Consider the following 18,842-nt stretch of genomic DNA (forward strand, 5'->3'; position numbering starts at 1 on the left):
GGGCCTACAAGATCGCCACGCTGCCCATGGTGGTATGCGTGGTGTCGATGTGGGGCGTGGGTCTGGGCGGCGGCTGGCTGCTCACTGTCGCGGGCGAACCGGCCGCGCTCGGCGCGGCTGCGCTGCACGGCTCGCGCAGCGGCGCGCTCGGCTTCTGGCTGGCCGGGGTGATCGGCCTGGTGGTGGCCAGCGCGGGGCTGGCGCTGGTGATCCGCCGGGTGTGGCGGATGTCGGCTGCCTGATGCGATTCAGCCAGCCGGCGGCTGCGGCTGCGGCTGCGGCTGCGAAACGATGAAGTGCTGCCGGTAGTGGCGCAGCTCGTCGATCGACTCGTGGATGTCGGCCAGCGCGGTATGCGCGCTGCGCTTGACGAAGCTGCGGGCCACCGCCGGCGCCCAGCGGCGGGCGAGCTCCTTCAGGGTGCTGACATCGAGGTTGCGGTAGTGGAACCAGGCCTCGAGCTGCGGCATGTAGCGGGTCATGAAACGGCGGTCCTGGCCAATGGAGTTGCCGCACATCGGGGTCTTGCCCGCCGGCACCCACGGAGCAAGGAAAGCCAGCAGCGAGCGCTCGACATCCGCCTCGGACAGCCGCGAGGCGCGCACCCGCGCGGTGAGGCCGGAGCGGCCATGGGTGGACTGGTTCCACTGGTCCATGGTCTCGAGCACCGCCTCGGGCTGATGGACCGCATAGGACTCGCTCTGGGCCAGCACATTGAGATCACTGTCGGTGATCACGGCGGCAACCTCGATGATGCGGTCGACCTCCGGGCGCAGGCCGGTCATCTCCATGTCGATCCAGACCAGCCGGGTCTCGTCGGGGCGGATGGCCAGTGCGGTGCCGGCCGGGGAAGCCGAAGCGAAGTCAGGGGGCTGTGTCATAATCCCGCGATTCTGTCACAGCCGCGTCAGCGGCTCCCCGCGCAGGCCCCTCCCCTCTCGTGACGAGCGCGCTCGCCTTCAGCCTGGTCTTTGCCGCGGCCGTGCTGCTCACCGCCGGGCTGCGCTTGTGGCTGGCCGCGCGCCAGATCCGACATGTCAGCCGACACCGCGGCACCGTGCCCGAGGCATTCGCCGGGCGGGTGAGCCTTGCCGCGCACCAGCGGGCCGCCGACTACACCATGGCCCGAACCCGTCTGGGCATCGTCGAGTTCGTGCTGGGCATGCTCACCCTGGTGGGCTTCACGCTGCTCGGCGGACTGCAGTGGCTGCACGAGAGCCTGGTGTCGCTGCTGCCGCAGGCCGGCTGGTGGCGTCCGGTGCTGCTGGTGCTGCTGGTGAGCTTCATCGGCGGACTGGTCGAAACCCCGCTCGACTGGTACCGGCAGTTCCGGCTCGAGCAACGCTTCGGCTTCAACCGCATGACCCTGCGGCTCTGGATCGCCGATCAGGTCAAGGGGCTGCTGGTAGGGCTTGCGCTCGGCGTGCCCCTGCTGGCCGCGGTGCTCGCGCTGATGCGATCGGCCGGCGAGAGCTGGTGGCTCTGGGCCTGGCTGCTGTGGGTAGGCTTCAACCTCGGGGTGCTGGTGCTCTACCCCACCGTGATCGCGCCGCTCTTCAACCGCTTCGAGCCCATGCCCCAGGGGCCGGTGCGCGAACGGGTGGAGCAGCTGCTTGCCCGCTGCGGATTCGCCTCGCGCGGTCTGTTCGTCATGGATGGCAGCCGGCGCTCGGCGCACGGCAACGCCTACTTCACCGGCATGGGTCGGGCCCGGCGCATCGTCTTCTACGACACGTTGCTCAACCGGCTGGACGGCGCCGAGGTCGAGGCAGTGCTGGCCCATGAGCTTGGCCATTTCAGACACCGCCACATCACCCAGCGCATCGTGGTGAGCTTTCTGATCAGCGGTGCCGGCCTGTGGCTGCTTGCCTGGCTGTCGCGGCAGGTCTGGTTCTACCACGGCCTGGGCGTCAATCCGGCGGCCGACGCCGAGGCGCTGGCGCTGGTGCTGTTCTTCCTGGCTGCTCCGGTGTTCACCTTCATGCTCAAGCCGCTGGCCAGCCTGGCCTCGCGCCGTCATGAGTTCGAGGCCGACCGCTTCGCCGCGGCCCACAGCAGCGGGCGCGACCTGATCGCCGCGCTGGTCAAGCTCTACGAGGACAACGCGGCCACCCTCACCCCCGATCCGCTGCATTCGGCGTTCTACGACTCGCATCCGCCGGCGGCCATCCGGGTCGGTCGGCTGGCCAGCGCCTGACTGCCGGCAGCGCCGCCCCAAACCGCCTGATCGCATCACCATGAAACCCATGCTCACCCGCCCGCAGCTGCTGGCCCGGCGCTGCCGTCCCCTGCACGGCGAACGCGCGCACACCGATGCCGAGATCGCTGCGCAACTCGCCGAGCTGCCCGGCTGGTCGCTGCGCGACGGCTGCCTGGAACGCAGCTTCGCGTTCAGCGACTACCACCGCACCATCGGATTCGTCGGGGCGCTGGCCTGGATGATCCACGCCGAAGACCACCACCCGGAGCTGGTGGTGACCTACAACCGGTGCCTGGTGCGCTGGAACACCCACTCGGTGGGCGGCGTGTCCGAGAACGACTTCATCTGCGCGGCGCGCACCGACGCGGTCTTCGCCCCGGCCGGATGAACCCTCGCGGTATGGATCGTCGCCGGCTGAGCCGTCACCACGAACCGCGGCCGTTGCGATGATCGAGGCCACGGTCGAGGCCCGCCACGGCCACCGGCTGCTGGTGTTGCCCGAGGGCGGGCCCCGCCTCACCGCGGTCACCCGGGGCCGGCGCAACGACATCACGGTCGGAGACCGGGTGGAGGTCCGCGAGCTCGGCGCCGGGCAGGCGGTGATCGAGACGGTGCTGCCGCGGCGCAACCTCGTCCAGCGCAGCGACGCCTGGCGGGCCAAGCCGCTGGCCGCCAATGTCGATCAGGTGGCGGTGGTGATCGCGCCCTCGCCGCCCTTCTCCGACGACCTGCTCTCGCGGGTGCTGATCGAGGCCGGTGCCCAGGATGTGCCGGTGGCGCTGATCGCCAACAAGGCCGATCTGTTCGCGGCCTCGGCCGAGATCGGGCCGCGCCTCGCGCTCTACCGCTCGCTGGGCTATCCGGTGTTCGAGGTCAGTGCCCGCACCGATCCGGCAGGCTGCGTGGCCGGCCTGAGGGCATGGCTGGCCGGGCGCACCACACTCCTCACCGGTCAATCGGGAATGGGCAAATCCACCCTGGTGAACTGCCTGGTGCCCGATGCGGGTCTGCGCACCCAGGCAATCTCCACGGCGCTGGACGCGGGGCGGCACACCACCACCTTCACCCGTCTGTTCGAGCTGCCGCTGCCCCTGAGCGGGCGGCTGATCGACTCACCCGGCTTCCAGCATTTCGGCCTGGAGCACCTCTCGGGCTCGCAGCAACTGCACGCGATGCCGGAGTGCCGGGCGCTCCTGGGGCAATGCCGTTTCCACAGCTGCACGCACCGCGACGAGCCGGGCTGCGCGATCCGGTTGGCGGTGCAGGAAGGGCGCATCGACGCCAGGCGCTACGCCCTGCTGCTGCGCCTGCACGAGGAGTCGCGGGTCAGCGCCCCAGCCAGCTGGCGGCGCTGAGCATCGCGAACAGCGCAATCCACAGCACCACCGAGCGCCACACCAGACCGACCGCGCTGCGCAGCCCCTCGGGTCCGGGCGCCACGCCGAGCGGCTCCTCGCCGCCGGATTGCGCCGCCCAGCTGGCCTCGAGGGCCGGGTCGGCCAGCCGAAGCCCGAGCGCGCCGCCACCGGCAGCCAGCAGCAGCGAACGGCCATCGTCTTCGCGCCCGGCCGCGGCTGCACCGCGCCAGGCATAGACCGCATCCTCGAAGTTGCCAACCACCGCGAAGCCGGCTGCGCTCAGACGCAGGGGGATCCAGTCGATCCAGCCGAAGATCCGCCGCGCCCAGACGCCATAGGGCTCGCCATCGGCGCCCCAGCGCCGGCCCAGCAGCTCGGCGATCCGGTAGAGCGCGGGACCGACCACGCCCGGCAGAAGCACATACCAGAGCAGCGGCCCGAACACATGGCGATGCGACTCGACCAGCGCATGGGCGATCGCGCTGCGGCAGATCTCGGCCTGCGAGGCCTCGGCGAACTGTCCGGGCTCGCCCTCGGGCCGGATCCAGGCAGCCAGGGTGCGTCGCGCGGCGGGCAGATCACCCGCTGCCAGCGCGAGCTGGACCTCGGTGAAGGGATGGCTGAACTGACGGAATCCGACGGTGAGGTAGAGCACCGCGACATGCACGCAGAAGCCGGCAACGGGATGCAGCCAGGCGCTCGCCCATTGCAGCGCAAGCGCACCACCGCACACGCCGCCGGCGACCAGCAGCCAGCCGATCAGGCCGTGCTGCCGCTCACCGGCATCGGTGCCGCGTCGCACGGCATCGGCCAGGGCGATGAACAGACGATGCACCTGGTTGCCCGGCGGCAGGGGCCTGCCCTGCTCGATCAGCAGCGCGAAAACCAGCGCGATGAAACCCATGACTCAGGCCATCAGCAGACGGTAGAAATTGCGCAGCATGGCCGCAGTGGCCCCCCAGATGAAGAACTCCCGATCGCCCTCACTGTACGGCATGGCGAGGAAATCCCGCTCGAGATCGGCGAGCACCAGGCGGCGGCGCTCGTGGTGACGCGGGTCCATCAGGAAGCGCAGCGGCACCTCGAAGGCATCGGCCACCTCGCCGGCCTGCAGGCGCAGGCTGAAGCCGGGCCGCACCAGCGCCACCACCGGCGTGACCTCGTAGCCGGTGCCGGTGACATAGCGGGGCAGGCGTCCGATGACATCGACATGCTCGCGCGGCAGACCCACCTCTTCCCAGGCCTCGCGCAGCGCGGTGTTCTCCGGACTGCCATCCGACTCATCGGTTCGGCCCCCCGGAAAGGCGACCTGGCCGGCATGCTCACGCATGTGCGCCGGCCGCTGGGTGAGCAACACGGTGGCGCCGTGGTCGTGAGCGACGATCGGCACCAGCACCGCTGCCGGCCGCATCTCGCGGCCGGCCAGGCGGGACTGATCACCGCGGTGCTCAGGCTCCCATGCCTGCGGCGGTCGCGCGACGCGCTGCCTCAGCCAGGGCAGCGAGAGCCGCTCGGCGGGAACCGCGGGCAGATGGTGATAACGCTGCGCGACCGGCACCTGACGGGGATCGACCGTACGCCAGGGCGATACGGACGATCCGGACGGGCTGGGGTCGGGAGCCTGGGCCATGGATCAGCAGGAGATCAGCCCGACACCACCCGGGCGCAGCGTGCAGCGGCCACCGGCGACATGGCCCGGCGGCCGCCCTGGCAGGCTCAGGCGGCCTTGGCGGCCGACTTGCCCGGGAGCTTTTCCTTGATGCGCGCCGATTTGCCGGAGCGATTGCGCAGGTAGTAGAGCTTGGCGCGCCGGACATCGCCACGGCGCTTGATCTCGATGGAGGCGATCAGCGGCGAGTAGGTCTGGAAGGTGCGCTCGACACCTTCGCCCGAGGAAATCTTGCGGACGATGAAGGAGGAATTCAGGCCGCGGTTGCGCTTGGCGATCACCACGCCTTCGTAGGCCTGCACGCGCTTGCGCGTACCTTCGACCACATTGACGCTGACGATGACGGTATCGCCGGGGGCGAAGTCAGGAATGGTCTTGCCCAGGCGGGCGATCTCTTCCTGCTCGAGTTGCTTGATGAGGTCCATGGGGGCTCCGGTCACCATCTTGCATCGCTGACCAGGGCGCCACGGCCAGGCAAGCGGGACACCGGCAGGGCCGGCGCCCACCGCCGGGTGATCCGGGCGGGGTCTGCGCGGCACCATGCCGCGGCTGACGATCAGAGGATGGGGCTCCCCGACTGCGCGAACAGCGTTGCCGCCACCACGCCTTTTCGGGGAACCCTCGATTCTAGCCGAATCAGCGGTTGTTGTCGCGGGCTGCGGCCAGATTCGCCAGCACCCGCTCGTCGGCCGCGTCGAGGTGGCCCGCCGTACGCGCGGCGGCGATCAGATCCGGACGGCGCCGCGCAGTGGTGAGCAGCGACTGCTCGCGCCGCCAGCGCGCGATGCGCTCATGGTGACCTGACAGCAGCACCGCCGGCACCGGCTCGCCTTCGAAGTGTTCCGGGCGCGTGTAGTGCGGCCCCTCGAGCAGACCGGCGGCGAAGGACTCCTCCTGCGCCGAACGGCCATCGTTGAGCGCTCCGGGCAGGCGCCGCACCAGCGCATCGATCAGCATCATGGCCGGCAACTCGCCGCCCGAAACAATGAACTCGCCGACCGCGATCTCCTCGTCGACATGGCGATCGAGCAGTCGCTGGTCGACCGCTTCGTAGCGGCTGGCAATCAGGGTGATCGCGCCGAGTTCACCGAGCGCCTCGATTCGAGCCTGATCGAGCGGACGGCCGCGCGGGCTGAGGTGGATGACCCGACCGCGGGGCTCGCCCTGCGATCGCGCGACCGCGGCCAGCGTGTCGGCCAGGGGTTCGGGCAGCATCACCATGCCGGGGCCACCGCCATAGGGCCGGTCGTCGACGCTGCGGTAGGCGTCGGTGGCGAAGTCGCGGGGATTCCAGCGGTGCAGCGACCAGAGCCCGCGCTGCAGCGCCCGGCTGGTGATGCCCCACGCGCTGATCGCGTCGAACATCGCCGGGAAAAGCGTGATGACATCGAAGCGCATGGCCTGACCGGGCTCAGTAGTCGGTCTGCCAGTCGGCCAGGATGCGCCTGCCATCCAGGTCGACCTGAAGGATGAAGGCCGACACGAAGGGAATCATTCGCTCGGCCGAATCCGGCTGGCGCAGGCGCAGCACGGGATGAGCGCCATGGTCTTCCACCGCGAAGACCTCGCCGAGCGCCTCTTGCGCAGGATTGACCACCTGACAGCCGATCAGGTCGGCCCAGTAGAACTCGCCTTCTTCGCCAGGGGGAAAGTCCGCCCGGCTCACCAGCACCTGCTCGCCCTTGAGCAGGGCTGCCGCCTCGCGGGTCTCGATGCCAACCGGCTTGGCCACCAGGGCATCGGTGTGCACCCTCACCCGCTCGATATCGAGGCAGCGGGGGGCGACAGCCTGCGCCTGGCCGGCACGGGCCTGCGCCACGAGACCGGGCTCGGCGGGTGAGGCTGTTCGACGCAGCCACCAGCGACGCGCGCCGAGCAGCACGGACTCCGGCGGCGCGCTGACGGGATCGATACGGATCCACCCCCGGATGCCATAGGTGCCGCTGACACGGCCGACCACGAGAAGGTCGGCGGGAATGGCCAGGTCGGTGGGGATGGTCAGGCCGGCAGGAGCCGACGCGGCAGCGCTCGGGGAGCCAGCCTGCGGCACGACACGACGACCGCCACGCAGCGGCGGCGCTCGGCGCACGCTCACCCGGGCGGAACTCAGGCTGCGGCCGGCGCCGCGGCGTTCTTGGCCGAGAACTCGGCCACCAGACGGGCCACGGCAGGCGAAACCTGCGCCCCATGCCCCTGCCAGTAGGTGATGCGATCAAGCGCGATCTTCAGACCAGCCTCACCCGCGGCGGCGATGGGGTTGTAGTAACCCACGCGCTCGATGAAGCGGCCGTCACGACGATTCTGCTTGTCGGTGGCCACGATGTTGTAGAACGGGCGCTTCTTCGCGCCACCGCGCGACAGGCGGATGACAACCATGCTGAACCCCTTTGCCGGGTGAATCGGGAAAACCCGAGATGATAGCGGGAAAGCGCACACCAGGGCAATTGCCACGCAACCCCTGGAGCGCGGAGGGCCGCAGGCCCGGCCATCAAGGTGCTCAGGCCGGAAACAGAGCGAGCTGGGCCGACGGCCGCAGAGGCCGGAAAGCATCGGCATGGAGCACCGGACGATCCCGGCGCAGACCCAGACGCTGGCATGCGACCTGGAACCGCAGACGGATGAGTTCGGCCCAGGGGCCTTGTCCGCGCATCCGGTGATGGAATCGGGCGTCGTTCAGGCGCTGCCGCCCACCTGCAGGCTGCGGGCGCATGTCCGCCAGACGGGCCAGCACCCGGGCCGCCCGCTGCGGGTAATGGGCGGCCAGCCAGTCCCTGAAGAGCGGATCGAGCTCCTGGGGCAGGCGCAGCACCGTGTAGTGGGCACTGCGCGCGCCAGCCTCGTGCGCCGCCTGCAGCACCTGCTCGAGTTCGGGCTCGTTCAGAAAGGGCGTGAGTGGCGCCACCATGACCCCCACGGGAATGCCGGCTCGCGAGAGCTTTCGGATGGTCTCCAGGCGCCGCCAGGGTGCCGGCGCACGCGGCTCCCAGTGCCGCGCGAGATCGGGATCGAGGGTGGTGACGGTGACATAGGCGGCAGCCTGACCCGCGGCTGCCATGGGCGCGAGCAGATCGATGTCGCGCTCGACCAGACTGGACTTGGTGATCAGGGCCAGCGGGTGCTGGCGCTCGGCCATCACCTGGATGAGCTGACGGGTGAGGCGGAACTCGCGCTCGGCGGGCTGGTAGGCATCGGTGGCGGTGCCCAGCACGATGGGCGCACAGCGGTAGCCCGGGGCATCGAGCTCGCGGGCGAGGACTTCCGGCGCGTTGACCTTGGCGAACAGGCGGGTTTCGAAGTCAAGGCCTGGCGACAGACCGACCCAGGCATGGTTGGGCCGGGCGTAGCAGTAGATGCAGCCATGCTCGCATCCGCGATAGGGATTGACCGACTGGTCGAAGAAGACGTCCGGCGACTGGTTGCGGCTGATCAGGCTGCGCGCGGTCTCGGTGGCGATACGGGTGACCGCCATCGAGGGCTCTGGGACACTCAGCCAGCCATCAGGCTCGGCCTCACGAACCTGCTGGTTGAACCGCGGCTGGGGGCTTGAAACCGCGCCGCGGCCCCGGCATACCTGCACCGCCTGCCCGGCCATGACCGAGCCGACCGGCGGCGCGGCTGCCGGGCGGGCGGGACGCAGGAAGGCGGATGCAGGGGTGTGGCTCACCCCTTGATAGTGGATGAATATCCAGTATCTGTCCAGACCCCGGCGCACCGGGGCGTGGCGTCAGAACATCGCTTCCTCGAGCGCCAGCGTACCGCTGGCGCCGTCGACGATGGCTGCGCGCAGCGACAGCGAACGCGACAGGATGTGGTCGGCATAGAAGCGAGCCGTGCCGATCTTGGCTTTCAGGAAGTCGGCGTCATCGGCACCGGCAGCCAGCTGCTGGCTGGCAGACAGCGCGGCGCGGGCCATTTGCCAGCCAGCAAGGACGGTGCCGCACAGCATGAGGTAGGGCACGCTGCCGGCATAGGTGGCCCGCGGGTCGGCCTTGCCCTGGGCAACCAGATAGTCGGCCGCTGCGCCGAGGGCGTGCGCGCCTTCTTCGAGGCGCCGCCGGATGCCACCGAGTTCACCATCGTCCGGCAGCTCGGCCAGGGTCTGCGCGACACGCCCGAGTACGCCGCGCACGGTCTGGCCGCCATCGCGCACGGTCTTGCGACCGATGAGATCGTTGGCCTGGATGGCGGTGGTGCCCTCGTAGATGGGCAGGATGCGGGCATCGCGGTAGTACTGCGCGGCGCCGGTCTCCTCGATGAAGCCCATGCCGCCATGCACCTGCACGCCCAGCGAGGTGACCTCGAGGCTCATCTCGGTGGAGAAGCCCTTGACGATCGGCACCAGGAATTCATAGAAGGCCGCGTTCGCCTTGCGGGTGTCGGCATCCGGTGACGCATGGGCGGCGTCGTAGGCGGCCGCAGCCACATAGGCGAGCGAGCGGGCGCCTTCGGTGAGCGCACGCATGGTCATGAGCATGCGGCGCACATCGGGGTGGGCGATGATCGCCACCGGCCCGGGCGAACCCTCGACCGCGCGGCTCTGCACCCGGTCGCGCGCGTACTGCACTGCCTTCTGGTAGGCGCGCTCGGCCACCGCCACGCCCTGCATGCCGACCGCGAAGCGGGCGGCGTTCATCATCACGAACATGTACTCGAGGCCGCGGTTCTCCTGGCCGACCAGCCAGCCCACCGCACCGGCCGCGGCCGCGCCACCGCCGGGCGAGGCGAGCGGAAACTTGCCGTCGCCGTAGAGCAGCACCGCGGTGGGGCTCGCCTTGATGCCGAGCTTGTGCTCGACCGAGGCGCAGTAGACATCGTTGCGCGCGCCCAGGCTGCCGTCCTGGCCGACCATGAACTTGGGCACGATGAACAGCGAGATGCCCTTGACGCCCTCGGGCGCGCCCGGCGTGCGGGCCAGCACGAGATGGACGATGTTCTCGGCCATGTCGTGCTCGCCATAGGTGATGTAGATCTTCTGGCCGAAGATCCGGTAGCTGCCATCGGGCTGCGGCTCGGCCCGGCTGCGTACCTGCGAGAGATCGGAGCCGGCCTGCGGCTCGGTGAGGTTCATGGTGCCGGTCCAGTCGCCGGCAATCATGCGCGGAATGAACAGCGCCTGCTGCTCGGGGCTGCCGGCGGTGAGCAGGGCCTCGATGGCGCCGTCGGTGAGCAGCGGGCACAGCGCAAACGACAGGTTGGCGCTGTTGAGCATCTCGATGCAGGCCGTGGCCACCAGCTTGGGCAGGTTCTGCCCACCGAAGGCCGCAGGATGCTGCACACCCTGCCAGCCGGCCTCGGCGAAACCCCGGAAGGCGTCGCGAAAGCCCGGCGTGGTGGTGACCACCCCGTCGGCAACCGAGGACGGCTGCAGGTCGCCGGTCCAGTTCAGGGGCGCGAGCACCTCGGCATTGAAGCGGGCCGATTCATGCAGCACCGCCTCGACGGTGTCGTCGGTGGCATCCTCGAAACCGGGCAGGCTGCGCACCGACGCGAGCCCGGCGAGCTCGCGCATGGTGAACAGCATGTCCTTGACCGGGGCCTGATAGCTCATGGGCAGTCTCCGCGGGGATGACCCGGATGATCAGAGGGCGGACGCCACCTCGGGCACCGCCTGGAACAGGTCGGCGACCAGGCCGTAGTCGGCCACGCCGAAGATCGGCGCCTCGGCATCCTTGTTGATGGCGACGATCACCTTGGAGTCCTTCATGCCCGCCAGGTGCTGGATGGCGCCCGAGATGCCCACCGCCACATAGAGCTGCGGCGCAACGATCTTGCCGGTCTGGCCGACCTGCCAGTCGTTGGGGGCATAGCCGGCATCGACCGCCGCGCGCGAGGCGCCCATGGCCGCACCGAGCTTGTCGGCCAGCGGCTCGAGCCGCTTGAAGTTCTCGGCGCTGCCCATGCCGCGACCACCCGAGACCACCACCTTGGCGGCGGTGAGTTCCGGGCGGTCACTCTTGGCGATCTCGCGGCCGAGGAAGCTCGACTTGCCGGAGTCGGCCACGGCATCGACCGCCTGGATCTGGGCCGACCCGCCGGTGGCGGGCGCGGCGTCAAAGCCGGGGGTGCGCACGGTGATCACCTTGACCGCATCGGCCGACTGCACGGTGGCGATGGCGTTGCCGGCATAGATGGGCCGGGTGAAGGTGTCAGGCGTCTCGACGCCGATGATGTCGGAGACCTGCGAGACATCGAGGCGGGCGGCCACGCGCGGCATGACGTTCTTGCCGTGCGCGGTGGCCGGGGCGAGCAGATGGCTGAAGCCACCGGCCACGGCGATCACCTGCTCGGCAATGTTCTCGACCAGCTGGTCGGCGAGCTGGGGCGCATCGGCCACCAGCACCCGCGAGACGCCGGCCACCTGGGCCGCGGCAGCGGCGGCCGGGCCGCACTGATGGCCGGCCACCAGGATGGCCACCTCGCCGCCGGTGGCGGCTGCGGCGGTGACCGCGTTGAGGGTGGCGGGCTTGAGCGACGCGTTGTCGTGTTCGGCGATAACCAGGGCAGCCATGTCAGATCACCTTCGCTTCGTTCTTGAGTTTGTCGACCAGCGTGGCCACATCGGCCACCTTGATGCCGGCCTTGCGGCCCGGCGGCTCGGACACCTTCAGGGTCTTCAGGCGCGGCGCGACATCCACGCCCAGGTCAGCCGGCTTGACGGTGTCGAGCGGCTTCTTCTTCGCCTTCATGATGTTGGGCAGCGTGACATAGCGCGGCTCGTTCAGGCGAAGGTCGGTGGTGATGACCGCGGGCAGGCTCATGGAGACCACCTCGAGACCCCCGTCGACCTCACGGGTGACCTTGGCCTTGCCATCGGCGATCTCGACCTTGGAGGCGAAGGTGGCCTGCGGGATGCCGGCCAGCGCGGCGAGCATCTGGCCGGTCTGGTTGGCGTCGTCATCGATGGCCTGCTTGCCGACGATGGCAAAGCCGGCGCCTTCCTTGTCCATGAGCGCCTTGAGCAGCTTGGCCACGGCCAGCGGCTGCAGCTCGACATCGGTCTCGACCAGCACCGCGCGGTCGGCGCCGATGGCCAGCGCGGTGCGCAGGGTTTCCTGGCAGGCGGCCACACCGCAGCTGACCGCGATGATCTCGGTGGCCACGCCCTTCTCCTTCAGGCGGACCGCCTCCTCGACGGCGATCTCGTCGAACGGATTCATCGACATCTTGACGTTGGCGATGTCGACACCGGTCTGGTCGCTCTTGACGCGGACCTTGACGTTGTAGTCGACGACGCGCTTGACGGGCACGAGGATCTTCATGGGCTGGTCTCGGTGGGGTGGTGCCGGGCAAGCCCGGCTGAACGGCCGATTATAAGGTCGGGCACTGCGCCCGACGGACCGGGAGCCGGCTCGGCGACACCGGACTCGTTAACCTTGGTTGACAAGGCGCACGATAGTCCAGCAAAATGAACTTGTCAACCGTTGTTGACGAGATGGATTCCGATGGCCGAGCCCAACCTCAAACAGCTGCTGCTCGAGCGCTCCGACTGGTTCGCCCGCGAAATCATGAAGAACGTGCGCCGCAGCGAGCATGCCTACATCACGCCGGCGCAGAGCCGCCTGCTCGCCCACATGGGCGGCAAGCCGATGAGCATGGCCGAACTCGCCCGCCGCCTGGCCATCTCGCGTCAGGCGGTGCACAAGACCGTGGCCGAACTCGCCCGCCGCGGCATCCTGGAGACCGCCGACGACCCGCAGCGGGGCAACTCCAAGCTGGTGCGCTACACCGAGAAGGGCAGGTTGGTGAACCGCGCCGGCGCGCAGATGATCCAGCGGATCGAGGCTGACATTGCCGCCCGCCTGGGCGACGCGCGCCTGGCCGACCTGAAGCGGCTGCTGGCACAGACCTGGGACGACTGAGCCGGGCGACGCCGCTGTCAGGCCACGTTGTGGCTGAGCGCGCTGGAGACCAGCCGCGCGGTGATGTCCACGATGGGGATCACCCGCTCGTAGGCCATGCGGGTGGGCCCGATGACACCGAGCGTGCCCACGATGCGGCCCTCGACCTCATAGGGCGCCACCACCACGCTGACCTGATCCATGGGCACGAGCGATGATTCGCCACCGATGAAGATCTGCACGCCATCGGCCCGGCTGGAGGCATCCATGAGTGTGAGCAGGCCGGTCTTCTTCTCGAAGAGATCGAACAGCCGGCGCATGCGCTCCATGTTGTCGGAGAGTTCGGCTACGCCCAGCAGGTTGCGCTCGCCGGAGATGACCATGGGCTCGGTCTCTTCCGTGAGGGCGCGGCCGCCCGCCTCGACCGCGCGGGTCATGAGACGGGTGATGTCGTCGCGCAGGCTGGTGAGCTCGGTCTGCAGCCGGCGTCGGATGGATTCGAGATCGAGACCGGCGAAATGATGATTGAGGTAGTTGGCCGCCTCGGTGAGCTCGGGCCCGGAGTAGTCGCGCTCGACCGCGAGGATGCGGTTCTGCACATCGCCATCCGGCGTCACCAGGATGAGCAGAACCCGGCGCTCGGACAGCCGCATGAACTCGACCTGCCGGAACAGCGAGGAGCGACGCGGCGTGGTGACCACCCCGGCGAACTGCGACAGGCTGGACAGCAGACCCGCTGCGGCCGAGAGCAGGCGCTGGGGCTCCTCGGCCTGCAGGCGATCATGGATGCGCTCGGTCTGGCCGAGCTCGAGCGGCTGGACGGTAAGCAGGGTGTCGACGAACAGCCGGTAGCCGCGGGGCGTAGGCACCCGGCCGGCCGAGGTGTGGGGGCTGGAAATCAGGCCGAGTTCCTCGAGATCGGCCATGACATTGCGGATGGTGGCCGGCGAGAGATCGAGTCCGGAGTGACGCGAGAGCGTGCGCGAGCCCACCGGCTGACCATCGGAGATGTACCGCTCTACCAGGGTCTTGAGCAGCGTCTTGGCGCGGCTGTCGAGTTCTCGCATGACGGACCTATTCTATTGGACTGCGAAACCCGCGCAAGCCGTGGGCGATCCGCCCTTCGGGTCGGCCGTCCGGCCGGGGTGGGCTCCGGGGGATTCATGGTTTAATCCCCCGCATGACCCAGGCATTCCGAACCGTCGCGCTGGTGGGCCGCTATCAGTCGGAAGGGGTGGCGCCGGCGCTTCTCGAGATCGCACGCTTTCTCGCCGGCCGCGGCATCCGGGTGCTGGTGGAGGCCGACACCTTCGAGGCCATCGGCCGACCCGAGCTCGAGGCCGCCGATGCCGAGCGCATCGGCCGCGAGGCCGATCTGGCCATCGCGGTGGGCGGCGACGGCACCCTGCTCGGCCTGGCCCGACAGCTTGCGCGCTCCCAGGTGCCGCTGGTGGGCATCAACCACGGCCGCCTGGGCTTCGTCACCGACATCGCGCTCAACCAGTGGCCCGCAGCGCTCGGCGCCATCCTCGATGGCAGCTACTCCTCGGAAGACCGCACCATGCTGGTCGCAAGGGTGGTGCGCGATGGCCGCGAGGTCTGGCGCGCGCTGGCCATGAATGATGTCGTCGTCAACCGGTCCTCGCGCACCGGCATGATCGAGCTGCAGGCCCGGGTCGATGGCGTGTTCATGTACAGCCAGCGGGCCGACGGCCTGATCGTGGCCACGCCCACCGGCTCCACCGCCTATGCGCTGTCGGCCAACGGGCCCATCCTGCATCCCCGGCTGGCCGGCATCGTGCTGGTGCCGGTCGCACCACAGTCGCTCTCCAACCGGCCGATCACGCTGCCCGACGATGTCCGCATCGACATCCGCGTGGTCGACGGCCGCGAGCCACGCGTGGCCGCCGACATGCAGGTGTTCAGCGATCTGCATGTCGGCGATGACATCGTGATCGAGCGCGCGCCGTTCAAGGTGCACCTGCTCCACCCGGCCGGCTACAGCCACTTCGCCACCCTGCGCGGCAAGCTCAACTGGCACGAGCTGCCCGTCCTGTCGCGCCCGGCCGCCTGAGGGCGGGTCGTCCTGCCATGCTGCTTGCCCTGCGCCTGCGGGACTTCGTCATCGTCGACACGCTCGAACTCGAGTTCGGGCCGGGCTTTACCGTGCTCACCGGCGAGACCGGCGCCGGCAAGTCCATCCTCATCGACGCGCTGCAGCTCGCGCTGGGCGGCCGCGGCGATGCCGGCGTGGTGCGTGAGGGCGCGTCCCGCGCCGACATCGTCGCCGAGTTCGCGCTCACCCCGGCGCTTGGTGCCTGGCTGGCCGAGCGCGATCTTGCCGGCGATCCGGGTACCGTGATGCTGCGCCGCCTGATCGAGACCGACGGCCGCTCGCGTGCCCTGGTCAACGGCCATCCCGCCACCGTGGCGCAATTGCGCGAACTCGGCGAGCAGCTGGTCGATGTCCACGGCCAGCATGCCGCCCAATCCATGCTTCGCGCCGGCGGCCAGCGCGACCTGCTCGATGCCTTCGCACAGCAGCTGCCCCTCGCCGCCGAGGTGGCCGCCGGCTTCGGGCGCTGGCGGGCCGCGCAGGAGCGGCTCGCGCAGGCGCAGGCTGCCGCGCGCGAACTCGACCTCGAACGCGAGCGCCTGCAATGGCAGCTCGGCGAGCTCGAGCAGCTCGCGCTGGCAGAAGGCGAGTGGGAGACCCTCAACCAGGAGCACCGCCGGCTGTCCCATGCCGCAGCCCTGCTCGAAGGCGCGCAAGCCGCGGTCGATGCCCTGGCCGAGAGCGACGACGCCATCAGCGGGCGACTGCAGGCCATCACCCAGCGGCTGAGGCCGCTCGCGGCCATCGACGCCCGGCTGGGCGAGGCGCTGCTGATGCTCGAGAATGCCTGCATCCAGGCCGACGAAGCCGCCTCTGCGCTGTCGGCCTATGCCGACCGGCTCGATCTCGATCCCGAGCGGCTCGCGCAGCTCGACCAGCGCATCGGCCAGGCCTTCTCGCTGGCCCGCAAGCTGCGGCTGGCACCAGAAGCTCTGGCCGGCACGCTGCTCGGCGCGCGCGCCAGGCTGGCCGAGCTCGAGGCCGCGGCCGACCCGCAACGGCTGCGGGCTGAGGAAGCGGCTGCGCGTCAGACCTTCCAGACCGCGGCCGATCGCTTGTCGGCCGCGCGCCGCGAAGCCGCCACGCGCCTGGCCCGTGGGGTGAGCGCGCGGCTGCAGCCACTGGGCATGGCTGGCGCGCGCTTCGAGGTCGATGTGCAGACCGCCGATCCGGGGCCCGGCGGCATCGACCGGGTGGAGTTCCGCATCGCCGGTCACGCCGGCACGCAGCCACGAGCGCTGGCCAAGGTTGCCTCGGGCGGCGAGCTCTCGCGGGTGGGCCTGGCGGTGGCGGTGCTCGCCGCGCAGGCCAATCCGGTGCCTACCCTGATCTTCGACGAGGCCGACGCCGGCGTGGGTGGCGCGGTGGGCGAGGCCATCGGGCAGCTCATGCGAACGCTGGGCGAGGCGCGGCAGGTGCTGTGCGTCACCCACCTGCCGCAGGTGGCGGCGCGCGCGCACCAGCACCTGTCGGTGAGCAAGGCGCAGGCCGGCGGGCGCACCGTGAGCCGCATCGCGGCGCTCGATCGCCAGGCCCGCATCGACGAGGTTGCCCGCATGCGTGCCGGCGCCGAGATCACCGCCACCAGCCGTCAGCACGCCCGCGAGCTGCTCGCGGGCGCCTGAGGCAGCCCCGGCAGCACCGGCCGGTGATCGGCAATGCGCCGCCGCCGGGCCCTCGGGTCACCGGCTGCTGCGCATTCCTCGCCTCCCGTCGGCCACCAGCGGCGCAAAGCCCGGAAAAGGGGTCTGATCCCGGGTCAGATCCTCCTTCTTCCCGATGGCGCTTCACGAACTTTTCCCTGCCCGCACCATGGAAGGCGCACTGCGGTGGCTGGCCTGGGTGGCCGCACCGGCGCTCGCCTTCCTGCTGGCCTGCGTCATGCTCGCCGTGGCCCTGGCGCAGGGCGAACTGCGCCAGGAAGCGCGCCGCCGGGTGGAGATCCTCGACGCCGATGTCGATCAGCTCGGCGCCACCGGGAGCCCGGCGCGCGTGGTGAGTGGCCGGATCTCCCTGCCCTCCGATCCCATGCGCCTGAGCGTGTTCTCCGACAGCGCAGCCAGCAGCGCCGCTTCGGACGAGCTGCTGCTCAGCACCCTCGTGCGATCACCGCGCCACGGTCATGTGGTTCAGGCCGGATTCGATGCACGAGGTCTGTGGGAGCGCAGCCGGCCGGCCATGCCGCTGGCAGCCGCTGGCGCGCTGGCCTGTGCCCTGCTCGGCCTGGTGGCGCTGCGCCAGCGCCGTTCGCCCGACGACGACATCCGCGAGGGCCTGAGCCGCGCGCTGGCCCGCGGCGAGTTCGAAGGGCATCTGCAGCCGATCATCGAGCTTGCCAGCGGCCGCTGCGTCGGTGCCGAGATGCTGATGCGCTGGCGTCACCCCACCGAGGGTCTGGTCGGGCCGGCCAGCTTCCTGCCGCTGGCCAGGGCCACCGGTCTGATCACCGACATGACCGAGCATTGCTTTCGGGCGGTGGCCGACCAGCTCGACGCTTGCGAACACCTCGGGGAGGGCTTCATGCTGAGCGTGAACTTCACCGGCGCGCAGCTGATGCGCGAGGCCGACTGCGAGCGCTTCACCGCACTGGCGCGGCCGGGCGGGCGACGCTGGTACACCGTGATCGAGGTCAGCGAGACCGACGCGCGCGACCCCGCCTTGCCGCCGCGGCTGGCCCGACTGCAGGACGCCGGCTTCCTGATCGCGCTGGACGACTTCGGCACCGCCTACGGCGGCACGCGCTGGCTGGAGCGCCTGCCGGTGGATCTGGTGAAGATCGACAACCGCATCGTCGCCACCATCGGAACCGACTCGGTGATGCGTCCCGTGCTCGACGCGATCGTGCTGGCCAGCCGCCAGACCGGCGTGCATCTGATCGCCGAGGCGGTCGAGACCCGCGCCCAGGGGGCGCACCTGCGCCAGCTCGGCGTGAGCTGCGCCCAGGGCTTTGCCTACAGCGCCGCCATGAGCGCCGAAGACTTCACCCAGCGCTGGCTGCCGGAACTCATCCGCGAGGAAGAAGGCCCGCGCACGCTCTCAGGGGCTGACCGGCATCCGGTCGACGCCTGATTCCGATCGCCGGGGGCGCCGAAGTCCGCGCTGCAGCGGGAGGCCTGGGCCCGATCAGCACCCCGCCGCCGCTCAGGCCTGGGGGCTGACCTCGGCGTCGGCGAGCAGGTCTTCGCCCTCGCCGCCCAGGCGAATGCCGCGCACCGGGCAGGCATCGAGATAGTCGAGCCCCACCGCCAGCTTGATGTGGCCACCGCCGGCTGACCGGGCATTGCTGACATCGAAGCTCACCCAGCGGTTGGCCAGCCAGGCCTCGGCCCAGGCATGGCTGGCCACCGCCTCGCGGTCGGGCGAGTAGGCATAGCCGCTGACATAGCGGGCCGGCACGCCGAGCACCCGACAGGCCGCGATGAACACCTGGGCGTGGTCCTGGCTGACCCCGCCGCCGGCGGCGAAGGCCTGGGCCGCGGTGGTCTCGGCGGAGGTGAGCCCGCGTCGATAGGGAAGCCGGTCGAGCACTGCGCTCATGAGATCGCTCACGCCGATGAGCGGACGTGCGCGCACGGTGGCGCGCATGGGTTCGACGAAGCCGCGGATGGCCTCGTCCGGTGCGGTGAGGGGCGTGGACCGCAGGAACACCTTGGGGTTGATG

General features: G+C 70.1%; 20 protein-coding genes and 1 pseudogene. 8 read left to right on the forward strand and 13 right to left on the reverse strand.

All coding sequences use genetic code 11. From position 1 onward, the window contains the following. Positions 1-242, forward strand: a pseudogene (locus AC2H6A_RS09205) (MATE family efflux transporter); the annotation flags it as partial. 6 nt (positions 243-248) lie between these two features. Here AC2H6A_RS09205 and orn read toward each other — a convergent pair. Next, entirely contained in the window at positions 249-881 is a 633-nt protein-coding gene (orn, locus tag AC2H6A_RS09210; protein ID WP_484272868.1) for an oligoribonuclease, read from the reverse strand. Positions 882-940: 59 nt separating this feature from the next. On the opposite strand from orn, the gene AC2H6A_RS09215 reads away from it, so the two are divergent. Genes AC2H6A_RS09215 through rsgA form a run of 3 tightly spaced genes read left to right on the forward strand, consistent with a single transcriptional unit; the run spans position 941 to position 3,555 of the window. After that, on the forward strand, positions 941-2,197 hold the full coding sequence (locus AC2H6A_RS09215; RefSeq protein ID WP_484272869.1) for a M48 family metallopeptidase: 1,257 nt from the start codon (positions 941-943) through the stop codon (positions 2,195-2,197). Between the two features lie 49 nt (positions 2,198-2,246). Then, positions 2,247-2,588: a 4a-hydroxytetrahydrobiopterin dehydratase gene (locus tag AC2H6A_RS09220; RefSeq protein WP_484272886.1), complete on the forward strand. Its 342-nt coding sequence runs from the start codon at positions 2,247-2,249 to the stop codon at positions 2,586-2,588. A 58-nt stretch (positions 2,589-2,646) separates the two neighbouring features. Then, a complete protein-coding gene (gene rsgA / locus AC2H6A_RS09225; protein WP_484272870.1) occupies positions 2,647-3,555 on the forward strand; it encodes a ribosome small subunit-dependent GTPase A in 909 nt (302 codons plus the stop codon). On the opposite strand, the gene AC2H6A_RS09230 is transcribed toward rsgA, so the two are convergent. The 10 genes from AC2H6A_RS09230 to AC2H6A_RS09275 form a co-directional block, all read right to left on the reverse strand. After that, positions 3,527-4,462 carry a CobD/CbiB family protein gene (locus AC2H6A_RS09230; protein WP_484272871.1) on the reverse strand — a complete coding sequence of 312 codons (936 nt, stop codon included), beginning with the start codon at positions 4,460-4,462 and terminating at the stop codon, positions 3,527-3,529. The two genes, rsgA and AC2H6A_RS09230, sit on opposite strands and share 29 nt — an antisense overlap. 3 nt (positions 4,463-4,465) lie before the next feature. Further along, on the reverse strand, positions 4,466-5,188 hold the full coding sequence (locus AC2H6A_RS09235; protein ID WP_484272872.1) for a CoA pyrophosphatase: 723 nt from the start codon (positions 5,186-5,188) through the stop codon (positions 4,466-4,468). An 86-nt stretch (positions 5,189-5,274) separates the two neighbouring features. Beyond that, a complete protein-coding gene (gene rplS / locus AC2H6A_RS09240) occupies positions 5,275-5,652 on the reverse strand; it encodes a 50S ribosomal protein L19 (protein ID WP_484272873.1) in 378 nt (125 codons plus the stop codon). A gap of 211 nt (positions 5,653-5,863) precedes the next feature. Next, positions 5,864-6,625: a tRNA (guanosine(37)-N1)-methyltransferase TrmD gene (gene trmD, locus AC2H6A_RS09245; protein ID WP_484272874.1), complete on the reverse strand. Its 762-nt coding sequence runs from the start codon at positions 6,623-6,625 to the stop codon at positions 5,864-5,866. A gap of 13 nt (positions 6,626-6,638) precedes the next feature. Then, a complete protein-coding gene (gene rimM, locus AC2H6A_RS09250) occupies positions 6,639-7,322 on the reverse strand; it encodes a ribosome maturation factor RimM (protein ID WP_484272875.1) in 684 nt (227 codons plus the stop codon). An 11-nt stretch (positions 7,323-7,333) separates the two neighbouring features. Next, the gene (gene rpsP, locus AC2H6A_RS09255) at positions 7,334-7,603 is read right to left on the reverse strand and encodes a 30S ribosomal protein S16 (RefSeq protein ID WP_484272876.1); all 270 of its coding nucleotides are present in this window, start codon (positions 7,601-7,603) and stop codon (positions 7,334-7,336) included. Between the two features lie 121 nt (positions 7,604-7,724). Then, positions 7,725-8,819, reverse strand: coding sequence for a PA0069 family radical SAM protein (locus AC2H6A_RS09260; protein ID WP_484272887.1), 1,095 nt, complete (start codon positions 8,817-8,819; stop codon positions 7,725-7,727). A gap of 132 nt (positions 8,820-8,951) precedes the next feature. Beyond that, complete coding sequence (locus tag AC2H6A_RS09265; protein ID WP_484272877.1) at positions 8,952-10,775, reverse strand: acyl-CoA dehydrogenase; 1,824 nt, start codon at positions 10,773-10,775, stop codon at positions 8,952-8,954. A gap of 30 nt (positions 10,776-10,805) precedes the next feature. Then, positions 10,806-11,735 (reverse strand): electron transfer flavoprotein subunit alpha/FixB family protein, encoded by a 930-nt coding sequence (locus AC2H6A_RS09270; RefSeq protein WP_484272878.1) that lies wholly within the window; start codon positions 11,733-11,735, stop codon positions 10,806-10,808. Between the two features lies 1 nt (position 11,736). Beyond that, positions 11,737-12,486 carry an electron transfer flavoprotein subunit beta/FixA family protein gene (locus tag AC2H6A_RS09275; RefSeq protein WP_484272879.1) on the reverse strand — a complete coding sequence of 250 codons (750 nt, stop codon included), beginning with the start codon at positions 12,484-12,486 and terminating at the stop codon, positions 11,737-11,739. Between the two features lie 183 nt (positions 12,487-12,669). Between AC2H6A_RS09275 and AC2H6A_RS09280 the strand changes: the two genes are divergently transcribed. Further along, complete coding sequence (locus AC2H6A_RS09280) at positions 12,670-13,086, forward strand: MarR family winged helix-turn-helix transcriptional regulator (RefSeq protein WP_484272880.1); 417 nt, start codon at positions 12,670-12,672, stop codon at positions 13,084-13,086. 17 nt (positions 13,087-13,103) lie between these two features. On the opposite strand, the gene hrcA is transcribed toward AC2H6A_RS09280, so the two are convergent. After that, on the reverse strand, positions 13,104-14,132 hold the full coding sequence (hrcA, locus tag AC2H6A_RS09285; RefSeq protein ID WP_484272881.1) for a heat-inducible transcriptional repressor HrcA: 1,029 nt from the start codon (positions 14,130-14,132) through the stop codon (positions 13,104-13,106). A 113-nt stretch (positions 14,133-14,245) separates the two neighbouring features. On the opposite strand from hrcA, the gene AC2H6A_RS09290 reads away from it, so the two are divergent. The 3 genes from AC2H6A_RS09290 to AC2H6A_RS09300 all read left to right on the forward strand — a co-directional run bounded on the left by AC2H6A_RS09290 (position 14,246) and on the right by AC2H6A_RS09300 (position 18,250). Next, the gene (locus AC2H6A_RS09290; RefSeq protein ID WP_484272882.1) at positions 14,246-15,139 is read left to right on the forward strand and encodes an NAD kinase; all 894 of its coding nucleotides are present in this window, start codon (positions 14,246-14,248) and stop codon (positions 15,137-15,139) included. A gap of 17 nt (positions 15,140-15,156) precedes the next feature. Beyond that, positions 15,157-16,806 carry a DNA repair protein RecN gene (gene recN / locus AC2H6A_RS09295; protein WP_484272883.1) on the forward strand — a complete coding sequence of 550 codons (1,650 nt, stop codon included), beginning with the start codon at positions 15,157-15,159 and terminating at the stop codon, positions 16,804-16,806. 187 nt (positions 16,807-16,993) lie between these two features. Then, on the forward strand, positions 16,994-18,250 hold the full coding sequence (locus tag AC2H6A_RS09300; RefSeq protein ID WP_484272884.1) for an EAL domain-containing protein: 1,257 nt from the start codon (positions 16,994-16,996) through the stop codon (positions 18,248-18,250). Between the two features lie 72 nt (positions 18,251-18,322). On the opposite strand, the gene AC2H6A_RS09305 is transcribed toward AC2H6A_RS09300, so the two are convergent. Further along, positions 18,323-18,842: transglutaminase-like domain-containing protein (locus AC2H6A_RS09305; RefSeq protein ID WP_484272885.1), on the reverse strand; the 520-nt coding region annotated here is incomplete at its 5' end.

This window comes from Quisquiliibacterium sp., from assembly GCF_982640115.1.